This window comes from Levilinea saccharolytica (genome assembly GCF_001306035.1).
Classification (GTDB): domain Bacteria; phylum Chloroflexota; class Anaerolineae; order Anaerolineales; family Anaerolineaceae; genus Levilinea; species Levilinea saccharolytica.
The window spans coordinates 160,298-184,211 of record NZ_LGCM01000019.1; the positions used below are offsets into that span (position 1 = coordinate 160,298).

Here is a 23,914-nt window from a genome sequence, read left to right on the forward strand (position 1 = left end):
AGTACAGGTTTTCATTGTGATCTTCAGGAGAGATTCCCATGTCTAAAATAGCTCGACCCCTTTGGTTTAACCTGGCTTTTATCGCTGCGCTGGTGGTGACGCTGGCCTTTGGCAGCGCCCGCCCCGTGCAGGCGGCGGTGATGGACCCCGACGGCGTGATTGAGGCCGGCGAGGTGGTGGATGACGACGTCTTCCTCAGCGGTGACGCGGTGCGCATGGACGGCACGGTCAAGGGTATGCTGGTGGCCAGCGGCAACACCATCACCATCAACGGCACCGTCAACGGGGACGTGTTCGCCTTTGGCAACCGCGTCGTCGTTTCGGAGGAGGCCGTGGTGGACGGCAACCTGTTTGGCGGCGCCGCCAGTGTGGAGGTGCATGGAAAGGTTGGAGGCAGCGTGGCCGTGGGCAGCGCCACGTTGGCCGTGGGGGAAGGCGCAGCCATTGCGCGCAACCTGTATTACGGCGGCTACGCCCTGGAAGCGGCTCCAAATTCCACGGTGGGGCGCAGCGTGTACAGCGCCGCCTATCAGACGAAACTGGCCGGGGATGTGGCCATGAACGTGGGCATCGCCGCGGCCGCGGTGGAGCTGACTGGTAAGGTCGGCGGGGACGCGGTGGTGGATTTGGGCGACAGCAAAGCCGGCGACCCTGCGCCGCAGATGGGCCCCTATTTCGCCTACCCGGGCGCGCCCCAGCTTCCCCCCGCGCTGCAGCCGGGTCTGCGCATGGGCCCCAAAGCCGAAATCGGAGGCAAGCTGACCTACACCAGCGGCCTGCCGGCGGCGGGGGTTGAATCCGCGGCCCAGGGCGGTGTGGTCTACCGCACGCCCGTCCCCAACCAAAAAGAACCCGCCGCGCCGGTAAACGCTCCGCGCACGGGAGCCAATTTCTTCAACGCCTTCCTGCGCTGGCTGCTGGGCGTGGTGCGCAACCTGCTGACGCTGCTGCTGCTGGGCTTGCTGGCAGTGCGGTTTGTGCCGCGCGTGGTGACGGGCAGCGAGGAGCAGACCCAGGCCAAACCCGGCCACGCGGCGGGCTATGGGCTGCTGACCTGGCTGGTGGGGTATGTGGGCGCGGGTCTGGCGGTGCTGGCCATCCTGGCGGTGGGCATTTTCTTCGCCGTGGTCACGCTGGGCGCGCTCAGCCGCACCGTCTTCGGTATCGGCTTCTCCAGCCTGGCGGTGGCGTTTGCCCTCTTCACCCTGCTGGTCAGCTACGGCAGCAAGCTGGTGGTGGCCTACCTGGTGGGCAATTGGGTGATGGGCAAACTGGCGCCCCTGGCCAGCGGCCGCCCCTACTGGGCCATGACCGCCGGTGTGGTGATCTACGTCCTGCTGCGCGCCATCCCCTTCTTGGGCTGGGTCATCGGTGCGGCGGCCACCCTGGTGGGCCTGGGCGCGCTGGTGCTGGTCTATCAGAACTGGCGCAAGCAGCGCCTGTCCCCTGTGCCGGTGACGGCTCAGGCCGTGTAAGCTTTCCCCCGGTTCAACCATCCGCAGGCCGCTCGAAGAGGAGCGGCCTGCGGTTTTTTAATTCTTGAGATTTAAACCACCCAGGCGGCCAGGGGCACGAGCATTTCGGCGCGCGAGAGGCCGCCGTGCCGGCCCAGCAGGTGATTTTCGCGATTGGCCCACCACCAATAGGCCGCCCCGTGGGGCACGGCGATGCAATCACCCAGGCGGCTGTCGAGGGCCGGGTGGAAGGGCGGGGGCCCGAACAGGCCGCTCTGCAGGGCCTGGGCGGAGGGCAGCAGGGTGAACTGCCCCGGCCATTCGCGTTCCACCATGCGCCGGAAGGCGTCTTCACGCCCGGGGCGCAGGTGCAGCACGGGCAGGCGGCTTTCGCAGGTGGGCTGCAGGGTCAGGCAGTTCAGCAGCTCCGGCTGGCGGCGCAGGTCGTACTGCTCGTCTTTGGGGGTGGCGATCAGGCCGTGGTCGGCGCTGAGCAGGACGAGGGTCTCGCCGTGGGATGCTCGGCGCAGCTCGTTGAGGAAGCGCCAGAGCTGCAAACCGAACAGCTCAAATTCCAGGGCCACGCGCTCATCCTCAGGTCCGTACACGTGGCTCAATTCGTCCAGGGTGGACCAGTACAGGTAGGTGTAGCTGGGGGCGGGGGCTTGCAGGCGGCGCGGCAGGCTGACCCACAGGTCCGAGAGGGTGCGCACCGGCTGCGAGTGCACGTTGGGCTGGTGCATGGCCGACAGGCTGGAATTGGCGATCGGGAGGGGCAAACTGGCGCTGACGGTCACCCCGTGGGCGGCCAGGTGCGTCCCCAGGGTGGGCACAGGCAGAAAATCTTCGGGGACGAAGCCGGAGCGGCGCAGCCCGCCCACATCCCCGCGGGCGTTGGCGGGGGCGTAGTTGATCATGTTGGCGATGGTTCCGTACTCTTTCAGCCACATTTCGTAGCCCGCCAGGCCGTGGCTGGCCGCCGGAACCCCCGTCCACAGGCTGGTGAGGGCGGTGGCGGTGGTGCTGGGCACCACGCTGGTGAGGGGCAGCAGCGTGCCGCCGCGCAGCAGGTCATCCCAGGGGCCGCTGGGGTTGTCATCCCAATAGCGGTGCAGCCAGTCCCAGCCCAGGCCGTCCAACACGAAGAGCAGCACCTGTTGGTAGGGCCCCCCCAGGGCCTGTTCCCAGGCGGGGTGCAGCGGCTGACCCAGCGGGTCCACCCCCAAACAGCGGCAGATGCTGGCGGGCAGATTGGCCAGCGAGGATCCGGCGTAATCCGGCACGACCAGTTCGGCGGGCAGGCTTAAACCGGCGGGGCGGTGGTTCAGCAGGTGGGCTAACAAGGGGTGTTCAGCGGGCATGGGTGCAGGCTCTCTCCGTGGTTAAGATAGCCCCATTATAGCCCCAGAATGGTTTGTTTCTGGGGAGCAGTTGGTTATAATGATTGCATTACAGGCTCTCTCAGCGGGGGATTTGGCTTGCTTTTTGGGCGGGGCGGCGCCCTGTTTACCGGCAGCGCGGATATTGGTGCAGAGTGGGGATGCGGTTGGCGAGTACGGTCAGGCATACCAGGCGAGGAGAGAGACATGAAGCGAACGGGACGGATTCTGTGGGCGGTGTTGGTGCTGGCGGCGGTCACGCTGGCGTGCAGCTTTGGGTCCAAGCCCAAAGAGGTGGAGGAGAATAACAGCGAAGCGGCTGAGGTGCAGTCCGGCGGGGGCGAGCTGGGCGAGGAATTCCGCAACGAGGCGGGCGGCTTTTCGCTGCGCAAGGCCCCCGGCTACAATTTTCAAGAGGCGATCGGCATCCTCAACATGACCGCGCCGGACGCCACCCCCGATGCTGGCCCAGGGCTGATGGTGGTGGGCGGGATGAACACCGAGGAGAGCACCAACGAGCAGCTGATGGAAAAGGTCAAGGCCGATTCGGGGGGCATGCAGGTGGGTAAGGCCCAAAAGATCAAGGTGGACGGCCTGGAGGGGCTGAGCGCGGAGATCAGCGGGGAGTACAACGGTCAGACCATCGCCGGGCGCATGGTGGTGGTGATGGTGACGCCCTTGCAGCAGTTCACCATGCTGGGCATCGCTCCCAAAGATCGCTGGAAAGGCGAATTGGAGCCGATTTTTAAGGATGTGCTGGCTTCGGTGGAGTTTTTTGAGGCCAACCCGGAGGCGATGGGCGAGCTGGAAATTCCCGCCGAACCCGCCGCGCCGGAAGAACCCGCCGAACCCGCCCCCACCCGGCCGGCCGCCCAGGAACCCCGTGTGGATTCCTCCGGGCTGATGCGCCAGTGGGCCAGCTCGGCCAAGGCCAGCTCAGAATTTGGCAGCCCCGCCTGGAGCGCCATGCAGGCCGCGGGCGCGCCCGACACCGCCGAATGCGGCGACCAGACCACCGCCTGGGCTTCGATGGGCATGGATTCGGTGGAATGGCTGGAGGTGTATTACGATGTGCCGGTGTACGCTACCGAGGTGATCATCCACCAGACCTACAACCCCTCCCAGGTGGTCAAGGTGGAGCTGATTGACACCAAAGGCCAGCGCAAGACCATTTTCACCGAAACCCCCGCGGCTTTGGATTTTTGCCCGGATGAGATGAGCCTCAGCCTGCGGAAGACGGAGTATCTGGTGAGCGGGGTGCGCATCACCGTGGATCAATCCGTGCTGGGCCTGGGCTGGAACGAGATTGACGCGGTGGAGCTGGCGGGCTACCCCGGCCGCTGAGCCGCCGCTGCGAAAATTCAATCCATCGAGGCCGCGCGGTTTTTCTCGTCCGCGCGGCCATTTTATTGGCACACGCCGAGAACCTGCTATAATTAATCTTCGAGGGGGGGCTTATTGGATCAAAAGTTGGCAGCGGATGACTGGGCGCTGGAGATTAAGGAAGGACGGCGGACATGCGGCGAGAAGTACTGACCTGGAACGATGTGGACGGTTTGATTGACCATCTGGTCCCGCAAATTGACGGCGAATTTGACGCGATGATCATCATCACCCGCGGCGGGGTCATTCCAGGCGGGCTGCTGGCCGAGGCGCTGAACATCTCTTCGCTGCTCACCGCGGCGGTAGATTTCCCCTTCGAGATGGAATCCGAAAAGCAAATGGACAAGGCGCGCTTCATGGCCTGGCCGAAGTTTATCCAGTTTCCCGATGAAAGCCTGCTGCGCGGACGGCGCCTGTTGGTAGTGGACGATGTGTGGGGCTCCGGGCGCACCATCACCGCGGTGAAAAACCGCGTGTCCAGCGCGGGTGGGGTTCCCAAAACCTGCGTGCTGCACTTTAACCCCTACCGCAACCTGTTTGGCACGGCCCGCCCCGATTATTTCGCCGCCATCACCGACGCGCATGTGGTCTACCCGTGGGAGATTCACCGCGGGCAGGAAGGCGTGCTCTTAGGGGATTGGGATCAAAAGTAGGGCTTAAGAGTGCTTCTTGGGGGGGTAAGGGATGAGCAGCAAAAAGCCCAGGGCGATGATCATCTCGCCAAAGATCACCCCGCGCGCCTGCCAGCCGCCGAAGAAGGGCACGCCGGGCAGCGGGTGCGAGCCAAAACCAAACACATCCGCCATACCCGCGAACACGGCGATGACGTAGCCGGTGCTCACCAGACGCACGCCAAAATCCACCGAGATGCTGGGGGCGCGGTTGCGCCACAGGGCCATCAGGCTGGTGTAGCCGCCTAGGCACATCAGCGCCAGGCCCACCAGGAACACGGCGATCTGCACAAAGCCGATCACCGGGCTGCGGTCGAACCCAAAAATGCCGGGGCTGGCGCCCACCAGGAAGATAAAGAATCCCACCAGGGTAACGGTCAAACCAAACTGCACCCGCCGCCGGGAATAGGTCAGCGGGCCGGTGTCATCGGGGTGCGGTGTTTGCGCAGGGACGGGGGTATCAGACGGGGGCGTTTGGGCCGGGTCGCTCATCGCTAGGGCAAACTCCGTTCCAGAATGCGCCGCCAGTTGCCGCTGAAAATGGCGGCAATATCGCTTTCAGAATAGCCGCGCTTGCGCAAATTGTCGCCCAGCAGGGGCAGGTCGGCGATGGTATTCAGTTCCTGCGGAATGGCCGGGAAGCCGAATCCGCCGTCAAAGTCGGAGCCGATGCCCACGTGCTGCGTGTTTCCGACCATCTGGCAGATGTGGTCAATGTGGGCGGCCAGGGTATCCAGCGTCACCAGAGAGCGGTCGTCGCCCGGCTTCCAACCCGGCAGCAGGAAGCCGTTGAAAGGCATCACGCCGATCACGGCGCCGCGCTCCAGCAGGGCGCGGAGGGTTTCATCCGTCAGGTGGCGCTCGCCGGTGCCTTCGCGCAGCAGGGCGCGGGCGTTGGCGTGGCTGCAAATGACCGTGCCGGGGTAGCGGTCAACGGCCTGCAGGGCCGATTTGGCGTTCATGTGGGCCACATCCAGGGTGAAGTTCAGCGCGGCCATCACGTCCAGCAGTTCATAGCCCTCGGCGGTAAAGCTGCCCTGGGGTTCGTAGCTGCCGCCGCAGAAGCGCATGCCCGACCAGACCGGCCCCAACAGGTGCAGGCCCAGCTCGGCATATTCTTCCAGGGTGCGCGGGTGAGGCAGACCTTCGGCTCCTTCCAGCGACATCACCAGCCCCACCGGGTGCGAGACGGTCTCGCTGGCGGGGGCGGCCTCCCATTCGGCCAAATGGGCCTGCAGGGCGGCGCGGCTGGTGAGCAGGCGGAACTGGTCGGGGTTCTCGTCGCTCAGGCGGCGGTAGAAGTCCATCTGCTTGCGGTACAGGCGGTCGGCCTGCTGGGTGGTGGCGTAGGCTTCCGTATCCCAGGTGTGATCCCCCACGTACTTTTGGGGCATGATGAACAGGGTGGCGACGATGACGGCCACCTGTGCGCGCTGATATTCGGGCCAGCCCAGGGTGGTTTCCTGGGTGATCTGAACGGTGGGGGAACCGGCCTCCAGACGCCGGGTTTCGGCGGTGGAACGGCGGTAATCGCGGTTGAACGTCAAGGCGTTGTACGCCAGGTCCTGGTGGCTGTCAATGATCAGGGTCATGGGTTGGAAGTCCTGAGAAAAAGAGCGCACCGCGGCTGCGGTGCGCTCGGTCTTGCTTGGGGTGATTACTCTGCAGCCGGTTGCGAGTCGTCGGAGCTGGTGAGGCCCTCGTCTTCGAGGAGGGTCTGCCAGTCCATGTCGGCGTAGGCCATCGAGTCGACCCGCCGCAGGCTGAGGCCGATGCGGTGGTTTTCGGGATCCACTTTGATCACGCGCAGGGTGACGGTATCCCCTTCTTTCAGAACTTCCTTGGGGTGCTCAATGCGCTTCTCGCTGATTTCGGAGATGTGGATCAGGCCTTCCAGATCCTCTTCCAGGCGGGCGAAGGCGCCGAACTTGGTCAGGCGGGTGATCTTGCCTTCAACCAACTGGCCGGGCTGGTACTTGGTGGTGCGCTGCATCCACGGGTCGGAGAGCAGTTGGCGGATGGACAGGCCGATGCGCTTCTTCTCGCGGTCGATGCTGATGACCTTGACTTTGACTTCCTGACCGACTTCCAAAACTTCGCTGGGGTGGGCAATGCGGTCCCAGGAGATTTCGGAGAGGTGCACCAGGCCGTCGGCGCCGCTGATGTTGACAAAGGCACCAAATTCGGCCAGGCTGGTGACGCGGCCGGTGCGGATTTCGCCTTCCTTCAGCTCGTCAATTACGCGTTCCTTGAGGGATTCGCGGGTCTCGTTGCTGGCGGCGCGTTCCGAAAGGATCAGGCGGCGGCGTTCGCGGTCCACTTCGATGACCACCACGTCGATCTCCTGCCCTACCATCTCGCTCCACTTCTGGTCGGGGGTATCGCCCGACACGCTGGCGCGGCGGGAGAGGCTGATTTGGGAGGCGGGCACAAAACCGCGCAGGCCGCCCAGGGGCACGATCAAACCGCCCTTGTTGTAGCCGATGATGGAGCTGTGGTGCGATCCCTTGGAGGCCATCAAATCTTCTGCTTCTTGCCAGCCGACTTCTTCGCGGGCACGCACGTATGACAGCACAAGATTCCCATTTTGATCTTCAGGGTTGAGGACGAAAACCGGAATTTCCTGGCCAACCTGAAGCTCTTTCAGTTCTTCCTGGGGGATCATATCGAATTCACGGCCGGTGATGATGCCTTCCGATTTCGTGCCCACGCTGACCAGAATCTGGCCGGGGCTGATGGAAGCCAATACACCTTTGCGAATTTCACCCTGACGGGGGAAATCGATTCCCAGGCCTTCCTGTTCGAGCAGGGAAGCCATGTTGGTATGTTCGCTGTTCTCGTTCTCGGGCGTCATCCCCTGCTCGAGTTGGGCGTCATTTTGATTCATACGAATTGTACTCCGCTTAGAAATAGATTAAGCCTTATTATAAAGGGGATTAACGTTCTTGGCAACCCTGATGATTTTGTCAAGGGTTTATCGAAAACTCAGGTCAGCCGTTTTTGAGGGGGCTGACCTGAGTCTATCTTCACAGCGCATGGGGTGGATTAGTGCCGTTTGCGTTTCTTTTTCTTGGCGGCTTCGTCCGCTTCGGGCGCGCTGGGGGCGTTTTCTTCGGGCGCAGGCTCATCTTCCAGGGCCACGCGTGCCTCGCGGCGCATGCGGAAGGTGAACAGGCGGCTGATCACGCCCATGCGCACATCCCCCAGCAAAGCCTGGAACATTTCGCTGGCGCGGCTCTTGTACTGCACCAGCGGGTCGCGCTGGGCATAGGCTTCCAGCCCAATGGAGACGCGCAGCGCCTCGACGCGGGTGAGGTAGTCCACCCATTGATCTGAGATGACGCGCAGCAGCAGCTCGCGGTTGACCTCGTTCTGCATGCCCTTGCCGAGGGTTTGGATGACCAGGTCGCGGTCGCCTTCGCCGAAGGTTTCCACCGGCTGAGCCGCCAGGGCCTCGTAGCGTTCGTCTCCCAATGCCTCGCGCAGCAGCCCGCGGTAGCGTTCATCCAACTGCTGCAAACTGGCCTGATTCTGCACCAGATGTGTCCATGCGCTCATGCCGCGCATCCACTGCAGGATTTCAAGACCTTTTTCCAGGTGCGCCAGCACATCTTCGGTGACCTCTTTGGGATCGGCGTCCTGCAGCAGGCGGGCGGAAAGATGCACATAGTTCAGGCGGTTAAAGCGCTGGGTGGTGCGGCGGTGGGTGCGCGCGTCAAACCCCTGGCGCTGTCCCTGGGCGGTGTAGAGCAGCAGATCCTGCCACTGCGCATCGTTTTCCAAATCTAAGGTCAGACGGCTGAGCAGCGCATCCAGGTCGCGGGCGATCTGTCCGTTGGGCCCCAGCAGGCGTTCGCGGCGGCGGGTGAAGACATCTTCCACGGCTTGCAGCACCTGATTGGCGATTTGATCCCAGGTCTGGCCCTGGAACTGGGTCGGGCGGAAGCCCAGGCTTTCTTCCAGGCGGCGTTCCAGTGCCCCCACCAGGCGGGTGATGCCAAAGGCTACCAGGCTGTCTTCTACCTGCTGGCGGATCAGGTCCTGAACGGCGCGCTCGCCGTTGGCCAGTCCGCGCAGCTGTTCGTTGTTCAGGCGCAGGGGGATGCGCGCCAGCTCACTGGCCTCCTGAAGCAGTTCCTGGGGACGGCGCTGGGGCATTTCGTCCTCATCTGCGTTTTCCAGGCTGCTGAAGAAGTTATCCAGAGCTTCCATGCGTTCATCGCGTTGGTTTTCCAGGGCCTCGCGGGTGCGCTCCAACACGCTTTGCGCCGCGCGGGTCTGGTGTTCCTCTTCGGCCTCCAGGGCGCGCCCGGCGACGGCAATCAGGGCCTCGCGGGCGGCAGCCGGGGTCAGGTTATCTTTGCTCAGCGGGCGGCGGGCGTCATCCAGCAGCAGGCGCAGGGCGTAGGAGGGGTAGCTGACCGCGTCCAGGCTGAAGGGCGGCTGGATCTCGTCCAGGAAGGCCAGCAGCTTCCAGGGGCCTTCTTCGTCTTTCAGCGCCTGGGGGATACGTCCCTGAAGTTCGGTGCGCAGCATGTCCAAAATGTCTTCGCTCAGGTCGGCCTTGGTGAACACGCGGTCGCGCTGGGCGTAAATGCGCTTGCGCTGGGTGTTGAGCACATCGTCGTATTCCAGCAGGTGCTTGCGCACGTCAAAATTGGCGCCTTCCACCCGCTCCTGCGATTGTTCCACGATGCGGCCCAGCAAACCCATCTCGATGGGCATATTCTCATCGGAGAACATGCGCTTCCACAGGGCTTCCACCTGCTGACCGCCGAACAGGCGCATGAGGTCATCTTCCAGCGAGAGGTAGAAGCGCGAAGAGCCGGGGTCGCCCTGACGGGCGGCGCGCCCGCGCAGCTGGTTGTCAATGCGGCGGGATTCGTGCCGTTCCGAGCCGATGACGTGCAGGCCGCCCAACTGGCGCACTTTTTCCATATTGTCCATGTGCACCAGGAACTGCTGGACGGCTTCCTCATAGATGCCGTACTCTTCGGGGGGCATGTTTTGCAGCAGGGCGCGGCGCTGGGCGTTGGTCAAATTATAGGGGTCGGCGTCGCCGCGAGTCAGCACACGGTTGACGTCCCGCAGAATTTCTTCGGGCAGCTCGCCGCCTAGCTTGATATCCACACCGCGGCCGGCCATGTTGGTGGCGATGGTGACGGCCCCAAACGCGCCCGCGCGGGCGATGATGATGGATTCCTCATCGTGCTTGCGCGCGTTGAGTACCTGGTGGGGGATGCCGGCTTGCAGGGCCTTGAGCAGGCGCTCGGAATCGGCGCCGCCCAGGTTGAGAATTTCCGTCAGCCGCTGGAAATTCTCAGGGTCTTCGGGGTTCAGGGTGATTTCCAGGCTGCGGGCCACCGGCCGCAGATCGCCCACGGCCAGCGCGTCCAGCTTGCCGTTCAGCGGCTGAAGCTCCGGCACCGGGCGGGAGATCATGTCGGTTTTGTTCTTGTCCATCCAGGCCTGGCGGATGAGCAGCACCTGGGCCAGGCGGCGGATCATCTCGGCGGAAAGGCGTTCGCTGAGGCGTTCAGAATGTTCTACCGAGGTGGTGCCCACCAACTGCGGGCGGCCCCACACGTAATAGGTCAGCACCTCTTGCGTAATGGCGCGCAGCTTGCCTTCCTCGGTGCGGTAAACCACATCGGGGTAATCCTTGCGCCGCCAGAAAAGGGGCTTTTTGCTTTCGTCTTCCGTACGGGCGTAATAGGTGTAGCGGTAGTTTTGCTCGTCCTTGGCTTCCACCGCCACCAGGGTGGGTTTGGCCGTCATGGTCTGGTAATCCAGGTTGGTGGGGATGGGCAGGACTTCCAGCTTGTAGATCTTGGCGAATTCTTCCGCTTCGGTGAGGGCCGTACCGGTCATACCGGCCAGCTTGTCGTACATGCGGAAGTAGTTCTGCAGGGTGATGGTGGCGTAGGTGACGTTTTCCGGCTCCACCTTGACACCCTCTTTGGCCTCCACGGCCTGGTGCAGCCCTTCGGACCAGCGTCGCCCCGGCATGAGACGGCCGGTGAATTCATCCACAATCACCACCTTGCCCGACTGCACCAGATAATCCTTGTTTTTCTTGTAGAGGAACTGGGCGCGCAGGGCCTGTTCCAGATAACCCAGGGTGCGGGCCTGTTCGGGGGTGATGTCTTCGGGGCGTTCGGGGTCGCGCAGGGCCAGGCCCATGATCTGTTCCACGTGGGCTTCACCCACCTCGGTCAACGAAACCGCGCGGTCTTTTTCGTTAATTTCGTAATCTTCGGGGTTAAGCTGGCGCACCACCACCGCCATCTTGGTGTACCATTCGGCTTCATCCTGGGCCGGGCCAGAGATGATCAGCGGGGTGCGGGCTTCATCAATCAAGATGTTGTCCACTTCGTCCACGATGGCGAAGGCGTGCCCGCGCTGGACGCGCTCTTCCAGGCTCATGGTCAGGTTGTCGCGCAGGTAGTCGAAGCCAAATTCGCTGTTGGTGCCGTAGGTGATGTCGGCGGCGTAGGCTTCTTTGCGGGAGACCACGCGCAGCTGATCTTGATCTTCATGCGGCGAGCGCTTGTCCAGATCCACCAGGAAGGCCGTACGGCCGTTATCGGTGCGGGCGGCCATTTGCAGCACGCCCACGCTCAGGCCGAGCATCTGATACACCTGGGCCATCCAGCGGCCGTGCAGGCGGGCGAGGTAATCGTTGACGGTGATGAGGTGCACGCCGCGGCCGGTGAGGGCGTTCAGGTACAGCGGCAGGGTAGCCACCAGGGTTTTCCCTTCGCCGGTGCGCATTTCAGCAATTTGGCCGCGGTGGAGGACGATGCCGCCGATCATCTGCACGTCAAAATGGCGCATGGCGACCGTGCGTTTGGAGGCTTCGCGCACGGCGGCAAAGGCTTCCGGCAGCAGATCATCCAGGGTTTCCCCCGCGCTCAGGCGCTGGCGGAACTGAGCGGTCAGGCTGTGCAGTTCATCGTCGCTCTTGCGCTCATACTCGGCTTCGAGCGCGTTGATTTGATTGACGATTTCAATCAGTTTTTGAATCTCGCGTTTGTGGGGGTCCCCACCCAGGCGGCGAAAGAAATTTTTGAGCATAGGTCACCTTTCTGGGGGGAGATTATAGCATACTCCCCGACGCGCTAAAACGCTTCGTGTTCGGTGCGGGCGATGATTTCATCCTGCAAGGCTTCGGATAAATCGCAGAAGTAATCGGAATAACCAGCCACACGCACGATCAAATCGCGGTGCAGTTCGGGGTGAGCCTTGGCCTCGCGCAGGGTGCGAGCGTCCACCACGTTGAACTGGATGTGATGGCCGTCCAGGCGGAAGTAGGTGCGCACCAGGTTCACCAGGGCGTCCAGACCGGTGTCATCCTGCAGCAGGGCCGGGGTGAATTTTTGGTTGAGCAGGGTGCCGCCGGTGCGCACGTGATCCATGCGCGCGGCGGAGCGCAGCACGGCGGTGGGGCCGCTGCGGTCGGCGCCCTGCACGGGGGAAATGCCCTCCGAAACCGGCTGTCCGGCGCTGCGGCCGTCGGGGGTGGCGCCGGTGACCGAGCCAAAATACACATGGCAGGTGGTGGGCAGCATATTGATGTGATATTCACCGCCGCGGGTGTTGGGACGGCCTTCCACGGCGTGGAAGAAGCGGTCGAAGACCTCCACCATGATCTGGTCGGCGGCCGGGTCATCGTTGCCGTAGCGCGGGGTACGGTTGAGCAAAATCTGGCGGGCGGGTTCGCGCCCGGCGAAGTTGGTGGCCAGCAGGGTGAGCATCTCCTCCATGCTGAAGGTGCCCAGTTCAAACACATGGCGGCGCAGGGCAGACAGGCTGTCGGTGATGGTGCCGATGCCCACCCCTTGCAGATAGGAGGTGTTGTAGCGCGCGCCGCCTTCGTGATAGTCGCGGCCGGTGGCGATGCAGTCGTTGATCAGCAGCGAAAGGAAGGGCGCGGGCAGCAGGCGCGCATAGAGGCGCTCGATGACGTTGCTGCCGCGCACTTTGATGTCCACAAAGTGCAGCAGCTGCTTTTCAAAGGCGTCCAGCAGATCTTCAAAGCGCTGAAAGCCGCGCGGGTCGCCGGTGGGCAGGCCGATACGCTTACCGCTGCGCGGATCTACCCCGTCGTGCAGGGTGATCTCCAAAATTTTGACCAGGTTGAAGTAACCGTGGAGGATATAGGCTTCTTTGCCAAAGGCCCCCACTTCCACGCAGCCGCTGGAGCCGCCGCAGCGCGCATCCAGCACGGATTTGCCCGCGCGCATCAGCTCCTGCACGATCAGATCGGCGTTGAAGACCGAGGGCTGACCAAAGCCGGTGCGGATGATGCGGGCGGCGCGCTTGATGAAGCGGTCGGGGTTCTTCTTGCTGACCTGGATGGAACTGCTGGGCTGGAGCAGGCGCATGGTCTCAATCACGTCCAGCAGCAGCTCGCTGACCTCGTTGTAGCCGTCGCCGCCCTCTGGGGTCAGGCCGCCCAGGTTGATCTGGGCAAAATCGGTGTAGGTTCCGCTTTCGGCGGCGGTCACCCCCACCTTGGGCGGGGCGGGCTGGTTATTAAACTTCACCCAGAAGCACTGCAAAAGCTCTTCGGCCTCGTCGCGGCTGAGGGAGGCCTCGGCCAGCCCCTGGCGGTAAAAGGGCAGCAGGTGCTGATCTAGCCGCCCGGGGCAAAAAGCGTCCCAGGTGTTCAGCTCGGTGGTCACGCCCAGATGCACGAACCAGTAGTACTGCAAAGCCTCCCAAAAATTGCGCGGGGCCTGGGCAGGCACCTGGCGGCAGACGGCGGCGATGCGCAGCAGCTCGGTGCGGCGGGCGGGGTCGGCTTCGCTGGCGGCCTGGGCTTCGGCCAGCTCAGCGTGGCGCTCGGCAAAGCGGATGAGGGCCGCGGCGCAGATGGACATGGCCTTCAGCTCTTCCTGACGGTCGTAGGCGCGCGGGTCGTGGATGTAATCCAGCTGTTCCAGGGCGGTTTGGATCTCACGCTGGAAGTCCAACATGCCTTTGTGATAAATCTTATCGTCCAGCACGGTGTGGCCGGGGGCGCGCTGTTCCATGAACTCGGTGAAGATGCCGGCTTCGTAGGCGTCCAGCCATTCGGGGCGCATCTCGGCCAGAATGCGGTCGCGCATGGAGTTGCCCGCCCAGAAGGGGATGATCTCCTGCTCGTAGGCTGCCAGCACGTCGGGGGCCACCTTGAAGGGAATCTTCTCGCGGCTGTCCAGGATGTGCAGATCTTCCAGGCTGTGGCAGCACAGTTCGGGGTAGGTGGGGGAGGCCTTGGGAGCGGGACCTTTTTCACCTACGATCAGCTCGCCAGGCAGGATGCAGATGTGCTTGTGTTCCATTAAGTAAGCAAAAGCCTGGGCGCGCCGCACGGGGGCGGAGAGGGTCTGACGTTGGGTGTCGGCGTAGAACTGGGTCATTAATTGGGCGCGCTCCGCCGAAAGGGTGGGCACGGCCTCCAGGCTTTGCTGGCGAAGCTGACGGACACGTTCACTCATAGACATGGGCTTATCCTCCGATCTGTACCGCGATTCCATAGGCGCGGAGCTGTTGGGCGAGGGCGTTCAGGTGGTCAGGGCTGGGGGTAGGGGTGTCGGGCAGGCGGTATTCGCGCCCCAGGCGCTGATATTTGGCGGCGGCGGTGTGGTGGTAGGGCAGCAGGTCTACCCGCTGGATGCCGTCCAGTTGGCGGCAGAGGCTGCCCAGGGCTGCCGCCTCGGCGGGGGTGTCGTTGAGGCCGGGGATGACCGGCAGGCGCACAATGATGCGGCTGCCGCGGTCGTTGAGGCGGCGCAGGTTTTCCAAAATGAGCTGGTTCGATACACCGGTAAAACGCCGGTGGGCGCCTTCATCCTGCACTTTCAGATCGTACAGGAACAGATCCACCTGAGGGGCGATGCTTTCCAGACGCTGCCAGGGGGCGAACCCGCTGGTATCCACGGCGGTGCGCAGCTCGAGGCGTTTGCAGGCGGCCAGGGCCGCGCTCAAAAATTCGGCCTGCAGCAGCGGCTCCCCACCCGAAAACGTGACCCCGCCGCCGGATTGATCAAAAAAGGGGATGTCTCTGGCCAATATATCCGCCAGGGCCTGAGGGGTATAGGGCTGCCCCACCTGTTCGCGCGCGCCGGGGGCGCAGAAGGGCACACATTCGCCGCAGCGCGTGCAGAGCGCGGGGTCGGTGTGCGGCCCCTGGGGGGTCATGCTGACGGCCTCCTGCGGGCAGGCGCGCACACATTCGCCGCATTGGGTGCACAGGTGTTCGCGCACGATGATTTCGGGCTGAGGGGATTGGCTTTCGGGGTTGTGACACCACCAGCAGTCCAGCGGGCAGCCCTTGAGGAAGACGGTGGTGCGGATGCCGGGGCCGTCGTGCAGCGAATAGCGGCGAATGTCAAAAATCCATCCAGTGGGCGGCGCGGCGGTAACCATCATAGCTTGATTTTACATCGCTTGGGACATTCCGCACAGATGCCGCCCCAGGGACGAAAAAGCCCTCCCAACGGCGTTCGTCTGCGCTGGGAGGGCGGGCAAACTCAGAATGGGCGGTTAATCCATCGAGCGGTAGGTGGTGCAGGGCTGCCATTCGCCGCGGATGCGCACCTGCCAATCGTATTCGCCGTTGGCTTTCACGGGGTAATCGGCCTCCAGGGTGGGCTGCACGCGGGCCAGGGCAGTTTTGGCCAGGGCCGGGCTGAGGTGGAAGGAGGGCCAATCCGCCCAGCGCAGCACTTCATCAGGGTCGGTGAAGGGGTGGGCCTCTTTGACGATGCGGCAGGCCAGCTCAGCGCCCATCTGGTCGCGCGCGTCTCCGGCGGGGCTGCTTTCAAACAGCTGCACCAGGGCGGGGGCGGCGTCGGACGACAGGTCGGATAGATAATAACGGTCGAGCTGCGCCCCCTGCAGGGCGCGGGCGGCGTTTTGGCGGGCGATGTGGGCGTCCACGTTGACGACCGCCAGGGTGAGGGCAAAGCCCAGGCCAGCGAACAGCAGCGCCAGGCCAAAGCCGCGCAGCAGCTGGGTAAATTCCAGGGCCGCGGTGAGGGCCAGCAAAACGCCCAGCCAGATCATAAAGATGTGGGTGTAGGTGCGCAGGCGGGTGAAGCCGTAAACGCTTTCATACAGCAGCAGGCGCTGGAAGGCCGAGATGAGCATGACCCCCACCAAAAAGACCAGCAGCACCCCCAGGGCCGAAAACGAGACGCTGGCAAAGCGGGATTTGCGCTGGGTGATGGTACTCAATCCCAAATACAGCATCAGGCTGAGCACGGCCACCCACACCAGTTCGCCAAAGCCGCGCCGGGCGTATTCGGAATAAGTGTAGCCTTCCAGGTTGATGTTGGCCTGACCGCCGAAGAAATATTGGAACTGGATGATCACAAAGAAGCTGAACAGCACCACCACGCCGGTGAGGATGACCGCGGCTTCCACCCAGCCCAAGAAGGGCTTGAGCCAGGGGCCGTCTTCGCCGATGAGCTTGCGCTTGCCGCTTTTTTCGATGCCAAACAGGAAGACCCCGGCCAGCTCATAGGCGATGCCCAGAATGAGGAACAGGCGCAGGATGTATTCCGGCCAGCGTTTGGGGTCCAAAAAACTGAGGGCGTCGGTCAGGCGCTTGGAGAAGATGGGATCCGCGGCGGAAAGCAGCAGCCCCAGCACCAGCACCACCGGGAAGGCCAGCACCAACCCGCGCAGCAGCCCCCACAGCAGTTTGCGCGTGCTGGATGGGGCGGGTTCCCCTTCGGCCAGGGTCTTTTCACGGCTGACCAAAAACAGACGGCCGCCGCCGGTGACGGCCCCCAGGAGCAGTTGAAAGAACCCCAGCACCCAATCCGAGAGGCTGAACCGCGGCCACTGCCCGCCGCGGGCGGTGAGGGCCAGACCCACCAGCAAGACCATGCAGAACACCAGCGATAGGAAAATGGTCAGCGGTTCCTGGCGCACGAAGGGGATGAAGGCAAAGACCAGCGCCGCCCCGGCCAGGATCAGGCTGCGGCCCCAGGCCGGACGTGCGCCCTCAGCATACAGGATCCAGGCCCCCGCGGCGATGGTGAGCAGGGTGAAGAGGGGAAAGTTGATCCCCAGACTTTGACGAAAGAAGAGGACATCCGCCAGCCAGCCCAGGGCCAGGGCGACGATGCCCAGACGGGTGCGATTTTTGACGAGATCCATAGAGGAGCGTTCCTTTCTGCGCTGCAAGATGACCGCCGGTGAGACCCGAGCGGAATTCACCTTGAGGATACCCCCAGGGTGAAAATCCCACCACCCTCTGAGCGCGCAATTGGACGCACTCAGGTGCTTGCGGGGGCGGACTCAGAGGGGTTAGCATGGTGAAAGTATGGTTTAATCAGAGTAGATCACCGGCTGAGAGGACGGTTTATGCTGAAAATCGTGGTGGTAGAGGATAACCCCAACCTGCGCCCGGCCCTGGTGGCGGGGCTGAACGCCACCGGCGCGGTGGCGGTGGTGGGCGACTGCGCCAGCGGGGAAGAAGCCCTGGCTTTGTGCCTGGCGCAGGGGCCGCAGGGAGTCCTGATGGATGTGCAGCTGGCGGGGGAGATGAACGGCATTCAGGCGGCGGTGGCCGTGCGGCGCGAATTTCCGCGCCTGCCGGTGGTGTTTTATTCCATTCAGGATGACGACGCCTATTATCGCGATTTTCGCCGCAGCGGCATTTTGAGCCATTACGCCTATGTGCGCAAGTCCAATTATCTGCTGCCCGCGCTGATTGTGCCCCTGCTGCAGGACGCCGCCGCGGGGCGCAGCTTTATTGACCCCGAAATTGAGGTGCGCGTGCAGGAGGTGCGGCACAAGGACGAAAACGCACCCATGGATTTGCTGGAGCCGAATGAGCAGATGGTGGCGCGCCTGATTGCCCAGGGGCTGACCAACGAGCAGATCGCCGCGCAGCTGGGTTTCCGTGACAAGCGCACCATCAGCCGCACCAACGGCCAGATCTACGCTGCCTGGGGCCTGGACGAGAGCAGCACGGACGAAAAAGTGGCGCGCACGCGGGCGGCCATCATTTACCACACCGGCGTGCTGCTGCGCTGGGACGCGGACGGCACCCCGCGCGCGCTGGATGAGCGCGGGGCCTGGGTGCCCTGGAAAGGGGCGGCATGAGCACCCTCTTTTGGCTGGATTGGGCCGCCCTGAGCCTGTCGCTGTTTAACATGCTCCTGCTGGTCTGGCTGGGGATCACCCTGCTGCTGACCAGCGATTCGCGCAGTCTGGGGGTGATTTTGGCGGGGGCGGGGTCGCTGTTTGGCGGGGGTTTTTTTGCCATCCACTCCCTCATTTTGGGGCAGAGCCTGACCCCTTTGAACGCCTGGCTGGATTTGTGGTGGCGGGTGGGCTGGTTTTTGCTGGTGCTTTCGCCCCTGGCCTGGTATGTGGTGATTTTATGGTACGCGGGCTTTTGGGAGAAGGGCGAAAACCCGCTGCGGCGGCGGCAGCGCGTGGGGTTTTTGTTTTGCCTGGGGCTGTCTTCGGGCCTGATGGGCTTGCTGGTGTTGGGGGCGCCGCTGCCTTCTTTCTTTCAGGTGATCTACCTGGACTTGCACAGCTTTTTGATGGTGGGCGGCATGCCGCTGGTGATCGCCGCCTTCCCGGTGTACATTTTGACCTGCATGCTGCTTTCGCTGGACGCCTTGCTGCGCCCGGGACCTACCTCGCGTCCCTCCGGTGAGCAGGCCCGCCGCCGTGCGCGCCCCTGGCTGGTGAGCGCCACGCTGCTGCTGCTGGGGGTGAGCGTGCTGGTGGTGGCGGCGCTGCTGTGGATTTACTTCAGCGCCCAAAGCCGTACGGCCTATTCTTCTGAAGCGTATGTGCGCCTGACCTGGCCGGTGACCTTTCTGGATGCGTGCATCGCGGGCATGATCGGCCTGGCGGTGCTGCTTTTGGGGCGGGCGGCGGTGGCGTATGAGATTTTTACCGGTAAAGCCCTGCCGCGCCTGGGCCTGCGCCGTTATTACCGCAACGCGGTGCTGCTGGCGGCGGGTTCCAGCGTGGTGGTGGCGGGGGCGCACAGCCTGGTGCTGCCGCGCATCTACGCGCCCGTGCTGGCCCTGCTGCTGGCCATTGCTTTCTACGCCCTGCTCACCTGGCGCTCCTTCGCCGAGCGTGAGGCCACCATCCGCCAACTGCGCCCCTTTGTGGCCAGTCAGCGCCTGTACGATCAGCTGCTGGAGCCGGGGCTGCCCACCACCGCGGTGGATTTGCAGTTCCCGCTGGAGGCGCTGTGCCGCGATGTGTTGGGCACGCGCCTGGCAGCTTTGGTTCCGGCGGGTGCGCTGTCTGCGCTGGTGGGCGCGCCGCGCACTTTCCCGCCGGGGGTGCGCCTGAGCCTGCCGGATCTGGAGACGCTGCGCAAACAGGCCGGGCCTGAGGTGATGATTGTGCCGCTGGAGCCGCCCACCGAGGACGGTTTGGTGGCGGCAGTGCCGCTGTGGAGCGAGCGCGGCTGGATTGGGGTGCTGTTCTTGGGGGCCAAGGCCGACGGCGGTTTTTATACCCAGGAAGAGATCGAGATCGCCCGCGCCAGCGGCGAGCGCCTGCTGGATTTGCAGGCCTCCGGCGAGATGGCCCGCCGCCTGGCGGGTTTGCAGCGGGCGCAGCGCGCCGCCCAGCAGACCGCGGATCAGCGCCTGCGCCGCTCGCTGCATGATGAGGTGCTGCCGGTGCTGCACACCGCCATGCTCCAATGGGGCAGCGCTCCGCCCGAGGCCCTGCAGGCCCTCACCGGCGTGCACCGCAAAATCTCCGATTTGCTGCGCGATCTACCGGCCGCGCCCACCCAACGGCTGAACCAACTGGGGCTGTTGGGCGCGCTGCGCGAGACGCTGGATCAGGAACTGGCCGACGGCTTTGACGGCCTGCATTGGGAGGAAACGCCCGCGGCGGCGGAGGCGGCGGCCAAACTGCCGGCGCAGACGGCCGAGACGCTGTATTTTGCCGCGCGCGAGGCCGCCCGCAACGCGGCGCGCCATGCCCGCGGGGATCGTCCGCTGCACCTGTGGGTGCGGGCCGAGACTTTGCCGGAGGGCGGCTTGCAGCTGGTGATTGAAGATGACGGCGTGGGGTTGGGGGCGGGGAGCGCGAACTCTGAGGGGGCCGGGCAGGGCCTGTCGCTGCACACCACGCTGATGGCCCTCATGGGCGGCTCGCTGAGCGTCGAAAGCCAGCCGGACGCCTTCACGCGCGTGACCCTGCGCAGCGCCTGAGGGCCGCGGCTTCTCCCCAATTTGCCCGCCTTATGGGATAATAACCCTTCAAACCGCATTCCCACCCCTCATACACCCGCGCGCTTTTTGGGATTCTCCTGGCGGGGAATGAGCAAGGAGACTCTATGTCTTTTCAGAAGATTTGCGTTCTAGGGTTAGGTTACATCGGCCTGCCCACTGCCAGCACGTTTGCCACCCACGGGATGAACGTGGTGGGCGTGGACGTGAACGAGCAGGTGGTCACCAGTTTGCAGCACGGCCAGCTTCATATTTATGAGCTGGGTTTGCAGACCCTGGTGGAAGAGGCTTTTCAGTCGGGGCGCCTCAAAATTTCCCGCCAGCCCGAAGCAGCGGATGCTTTCATCATCGCCGTACCCACCCCCTTCTACGACGACAAGCGCGCGGATATGCGCGCCGTGGCTTCAGCCACCGAGGCCATCGTGCCGCACCTGCGCCGCGGCAACCTGGTGGTGCTGGAATCCACTTCGCCGCCGCGCACCACCCTGGATTTGGTGGCGCCCATCCTGGAACGCTCCGGGCTGAAAGCCGGCGTGGATTTTCACCTGGCCTATTCACCCGAACGCGTGCTGCCCGGGCAGATTCTGCGCGAGCTGATTGAAAACGCGCGCGTCATCGGCGGCGTGGACGCGGCCTCGGCCGAGGCCGGGCGCGAGCTGTACCAGACCTTCGTGCGCGGCGAGATCATTCTGACCACCTCCACCACGGCTGAGATGGTCAAGCTGATGGAAAACACCTACCGCGATGTGAATATCGCCGTGGCCAACGAATTTGCGCGCCTGGCCGACCGCTTTGGCGTGGACGTGTGGGAAGCCATCTCCATCGCCAATCTGCACCCGCGCGTCAACATCCTGCGGCCGGGGCCGGGCGTGGGCGGGCACTGCATCAGCGTGGACCCCTGGTTCCTGGTGGAAGCCGCCCCCGATTTGACCCAGGTGATCCGCAGCGCGCGCGTGGTGAACGACGCCCAGCCGCATTTCGTGCTGGATTTGGTGCGGCGGGCGCTGGGTGCGGAGCTGAAAGGCCGACGCGTGGCGCTGCTGGGCCTGTCCTTTAAACCGGATGTGGACGATCTGCGCGAAAGCCCGGCGATTGAGCTGGGGCATCTGCTGGTGAAGGAAGGGGCCGAGGTGCGCGCGTTTGAGCCGTTTAAGCCGGATGCGCAAGTGCCCGGTCTGACCACCTGCACCACCCTGGAACAAGCCGTGGCGGATGCTGAGGCGGTGCTGCTGTTGGTGGGGCACGCCGAACTGAAGCGGCTTTCGCCGCAGGCGCTGTCCGCTCTGACCCCCGCGCGCGTGGCGCTGGATGCCACCGGCAGTTGGGCGCCGGAGGCCTGGGCCGCGGCGGGCTTTACCCTGCTGCGCCTGGGCGTGGGCAGCCGCTCGGCGTGAGGCGGGCATGAAACCACTGCGCGTTCTTTCCATTTTTGGCACCCGCCCCGAAGCGGTGAAGATGGCGCCGATTGTGCAGCGCCTGGCCCACACCGCGGGGATTGATTCGAAAGTCCTGGTGACCGCCCAGCACCGCGAGATGCTGGATCAGGTGCTGGATCTGTTTGAGATTCACCCCGACCTGGACCTGAATTTGATGCGCCCGGATCAAAGCCTGGCGCAGTTGAGCGCGCAGATCTTCACCCACCTGGACCCTGTGCTGGAAAAGATGCGCCCGGATTGGGTGCTGGTTCAGGGCGACACCACCACGGTGCTGTGCGCGGCCCTGGCTGCGTTTTACCGCCGCATCCGCGTGGGGCACATCGAAGCCGGTCTGCGCACCGGCGATAAATGGCAGCCCTTCCCCGAAGAGATCAACCGCCGCACGGCGGGGGTGGTGGCTGACCTGCACTTTGCGCCCACCGAGAACAGCCGCCAGAACCTGCTGCGCGAGGGCGTGCCGGATGCGCGCATCCGCGTGACCGGCAACCCGGTGATTGACGCCCTGCACCAGATCGCGGAGATGCCCGCCCCGCCGGAGGTGTATCACCTCCTGCAGGCGTTGGGCATTCAGGAGGGCGGGCGGCGATTGGGGCTGGTGACGGCCCACCGCCGCGAGAATTTTGGCGAGCCGATTGAGGCCATTTGCCGCGCGCTGGCCCGCCTGGCGGCTGAGTTTGCCGGTGAGGTGGAGTGGATCTACCCCGTGCACCTCAACCCGCACATTCAAGAGCCTGTGCGCCGTATTCTGGGCAGCACGCCCCATGTGACCCTGCTGCCGCCTCTGGAATATTTGCCACTGGTGCATTTGCAGCGGCGCGCCGCCCTGGTGCTGACCGATTCGGGCGGCATTCAGGAGGAGGCCACCGCCCTCAAAGTGCCCACCCTGGTGCTGCGCGAGGTGACCGAGCGCCCCGAAGGCGTGGCGGCCGGGGTGCTGAAGCTGGTGGGGGCGGACGAGGAACGCATTGTGCGCGAGGCCGGGCGGCTGCTGCGCGACCCGGCGGCGTATGAGGCTATGGCCAGCGCCCCTAACCCCTTTGGGGATGGGCACGCGGCGGAGCGCATTGTGCAGGCGTTGTTGGAGGACGCGGCTTGAAAAACGTCCCCAGCCGCTCACCCTACATCTGTGTCTTGCCGCGCCTGAGCGAATCGGGCGGCGGCCCGGCTTCCTTTTTTGCGCGCTTTCAGGCGGGCCTGCAGCGCCGCGGCATCCCCGTGACGCACGAACCGCGCGACCCGGCCGTCACCGCCATTTTGATCATCGGCGGCACGACCCAGCTGTGGGATGTGTGGCGCGCCCGCCAGCGCGGGGTGCGCGTGGTGCAGCGCCTGAACGGCATGAACTGGATGCACCGCAAGCGGCGCACCCCCTGGGGGGCTTACCTGCGCGCCGAGCGCTCCAACTGGCTGCTGTCCTGGATCCGGCGCAATTTGGCGGATCACATCATTTACCAATCCGAGTTCGCCCGCGGCTGGTGGCAGACAGTGTACGGCAAGGTGCGCGCCCGCGGCAGCGTGGTGTATAACGGCGTGGATCTGCGCGAGTTTTCGCCCATCGGCGGCAACACCCGCCCCAGCAGCCATTACCGTCTGCTGCTGGTGGAGGGGCGCATTGGCGCCGGGAACGTGGAGGGGCTGAGCAACGCGGTGGCGCTGGCCCAGGAGATGGACCGGCTGACGCCGCGCGGCGTGCGCCTGCAGGTGGTGGGCGAGGTGGATGCGCTCACCCGCGAGCAGTTTGAGCGCCAGTCTGGGGGGATCCTGGATTGGGCCGGTCAGGCCGCCCGCGGCCAGATCCCAGCCATGGACCGCTCGGCGCATCTGCTGTTTTCCGCGGATTTAAACGCCGCCTGCCCCAACGCGGTGGTGGAGGCCCTGGCCTGCGGCTTGCCGGTGGCCGCCTTTGCCACGGGGGCCTTGCCGGAGCTGATTGAGGGCGACTGCGGGAGGGTGACGCCCTACGGCAGCAATTATTGGAACCTGGAAAAACCGGATGTGCCCACTCTGGCGCGGGCTGCGATGGAGATTCTGGCGGACCAGCCGCGCTTCCGCGCTGAGGCCCGCCGCCGCGCGGAGGGCCTGTTTGATGTGGAGCATATGCTGGATGCGTATTTGCGGGTGCTGGCACCGGAGAGGTGAGGGCAGGCCCCTTCACCCGGGCCCCTCACCCGGCCTCTCCCCCCCTGGGGAGAGGGGCGGCGCTGAACGCTTGACTTTTTAAATCTGGATGTATAATATTTCTAGCCACCTGACACTTTAACAAAAGAATAGTTGATCGGCACCAGATCTCCACTAAAATAGGTTTTCCGGAAGCATTTTAGAAACGGAGTAAACCAATGCCGACCGACCTCCTTTATCATAACTGGT

General features: G+C 64.2%; 16 protein-coding genes. 8 read left to right on the forward strand and 8 right to left on the reverse strand.

Annotated elements, in window-relative coordinates; translation table 11 throughout:
- Positions 1–38 precede the first annotated feature (38 nt).
- Entirely contained in the window at positions 39–1,475 is a 1,437-nt protein-coding gene (locus ADN01_RS05055; protein ID WP_062419900.1) for a polymer-forming cytoskeletal protein, read from the forward strand.
- Between the two features lie 71 nt (positions 1,476–1,546).
- Here ADN01_RS05055 and ADN01_RS05060 read toward each other — a convergent pair whose 3' ends face one another.
- Positions 1,547–2,815, reverse strand: a complete 1,269-nt coding sequence (locus tag ADN01_RS05060) for an alkaline phosphatase family protein (protein WP_062419899.1) — start codon at positions 2,813–2,815, stop codon at positions 1,547–1,549.
- 225 nt (positions 2,816–3,040) lie between these two features.
- Here ADN01_RS05060 and ADN01_RS05065 point away from each other — a divergent pair, with 225 nt between their 5' ends.
- Together ADN01_RS05065 and ADN01_RS05070 are read left to right on the forward strand one after the other, a co-directional pair.
- A complete protein-coding gene (locus ADN01_RS05065) occupies positions 3,041–4,177 on the forward strand; it encodes a hypothetical protein (RefSeq protein ID WP_062419898.1) in 1,137 nt (378 codons plus the stop codon).
- Between the two features lie 173 nt (positions 4,178–4,350).
- On the forward strand, positions 4,351–4,869 hold the full coding sequence (locus ADN01_RS05070) for a phosphoribosyltransferase (protein ID WP_062419897.1): 519 nt from the start codon (positions 4,351–4,353) through the stop codon (positions 4,867–4,869).
- Between the two features lie 3 nt (positions 4,870–4,872).
- On the opposite strand, the gene ADN01_RS05075 is transcribed toward ADN01_RS05070, so the two are convergent.
- The 7 genes from ADN01_RS05075 to ADN01_RS05105 form a co-directional block, all read right to left on the reverse strand.
- The gene (locus tag ADN01_RS05075) at positions 4,873–5,379 is read right to left on the reverse strand and encodes a hypothetical protein (RefSeq protein ID WP_062419896.1); all 507 of its coding nucleotides are present in this window, start codon (positions 5,377–5,379) and stop codon (positions 4,873–4,875) included.
- Between the two features lie 2 nt (positions 5,380–5,381).
- Positions 5,382–6,479 carry a dipeptidase gene (locus ADN01_RS05080; RefSeq protein WP_062419895.1) on the reverse strand — a complete coding sequence of 366 codons (1,098 nt, stop codon included), beginning with the start codon at positions 6,477–6,479 and terminating at the stop codon, positions 5,382–5,384.
- 65 nt (positions 6,480–6,544) lie between these two features.
- On the reverse strand, positions 6,545–7,774 hold the full coding sequence (locus tag ADN01_RS05085) for a 30S ribosomal protein S1 (RefSeq protein WP_062419894.1): 1,230 nt from the start codon (positions 7,772–7,774) through the stop codon (positions 6,545–6,547).
- Positions 7,775–7,932: 158 nt separating this feature from the next.
- A complete protein-coding gene (locus ADN01_RS20250) occupies positions 7,933–11,964 on the reverse strand; it encodes a preprotein translocase subunit SecA (protein WP_062419893.1) in 4,032 nt (1,343 codons plus the stop codon).
- A 44-nt stretch (positions 11,965–12,008) separates the two neighbouring features.
- Positions 12,009–14,372 (reverse strand): trans-4-hydroxy-L-proline dehydratase, encoded by a 2,364-nt coding sequence (hypD, locus tag ADN01_RS05095; RefSeq protein WP_062419902.1) that lies wholly within the window; start codon positions 14,370–14,372, stop codon positions 12,009–12,011.
- A 10-nt stretch (positions 14,373–14,382) separates the two neighbouring features.
- A complete protein-coding gene (locus ADN01_RS05100; RefSeq protein ID WP_201798269.1) occupies positions 14,383–15,306 on the reverse strand; it encodes a glycyl-radical enzyme activating protein in 924 nt (307 codons plus the stop codon).
- 114 nt (positions 15,307–15,420) lie between these two features.
- Positions 15,421–17,043 (reverse strand): DUF4153 domain-containing protein, encoded by a 1,623-nt coding sequence (locus tag ADN01_RS05105; protein WP_062419892.1) that lies wholly within the window; start codon positions 17,041–17,043, stop codon positions 15,421–15,423.
- 207 nt (positions 17,044–17,250) lie between these two features.
- Here ADN01_RS05105 and ADN01_RS05110 point away from each other — a divergent pair, with 207 nt between their 5' ends.
- The 5 genes from ADN01_RS05110 to ADN01_RS05130 all read left to right on the forward strand — a co-directional run bounded on the left by ADN01_RS05110 (position 17,251) and on the right by ADN01_RS05130 (position 23,686).
- A complete protein-coding gene (locus ADN01_RS05110; RefSeq protein ID WP_082142989.1) occupies positions 17,251–17,994 on the forward strand; it encodes a response regulator transcription factor in 744 nt (247 codons plus the stop codon).
- Positions 17,991–20,093, forward strand: coding sequence for an ATP-binding protein (locus ADN01_RS05115; RefSeq protein ID WP_062419890.1), 2,103 nt, complete (start codon positions 17,991–17,993; stop codon positions 20,091–20,093). Before ADN01_RS05110 ends, ADN01_RS05115 begins: the two co-directional genes overlap by 4 nt.
- 125 nt (positions 20,094–20,218) lie before the next feature.
- On the forward strand, positions 20,219–21,505 hold the full coding sequence (locus tag ADN01_RS05120; RefSeq protein ID WP_062419889.1) for a nucleotide sugar dehydrogenase: 1,287 nt from the start codon (positions 20,219–20,221) through the stop codon (positions 21,503–21,505).
- A gap of 16 nt (positions 21,506–21,521) precedes the next feature.
- Positions 21,522–22,643 carry a non-hydrolyzing UDP-N-acetylglucosamine 2-epimerase gene (gene wecB, locus ADN01_RS05125; RefSeq protein ID WP_169788114.1) on the forward strand — a complete coding sequence of 374 codons (1,122 nt, stop codon included), beginning with the start codon at positions 21,522–21,524 and terminating at the stop codon, positions 22,641–22,643.
- Complete coding sequence (locus ADN01_RS05130; RefSeq protein ID WP_062419887.1) at positions 22,640–23,686, forward strand: glycosyltransferase family 4 protein; 1,047 nt, start codon at positions 22,640–22,642, stop codon at positions 23,684–23,686. Before wecB ends, ADN01_RS05130 begins: the two co-directional genes overlap by 4 nt.
- The last annotated feature ends 228 nt before the right edge of the window (positions 23,687–23,914 follow it).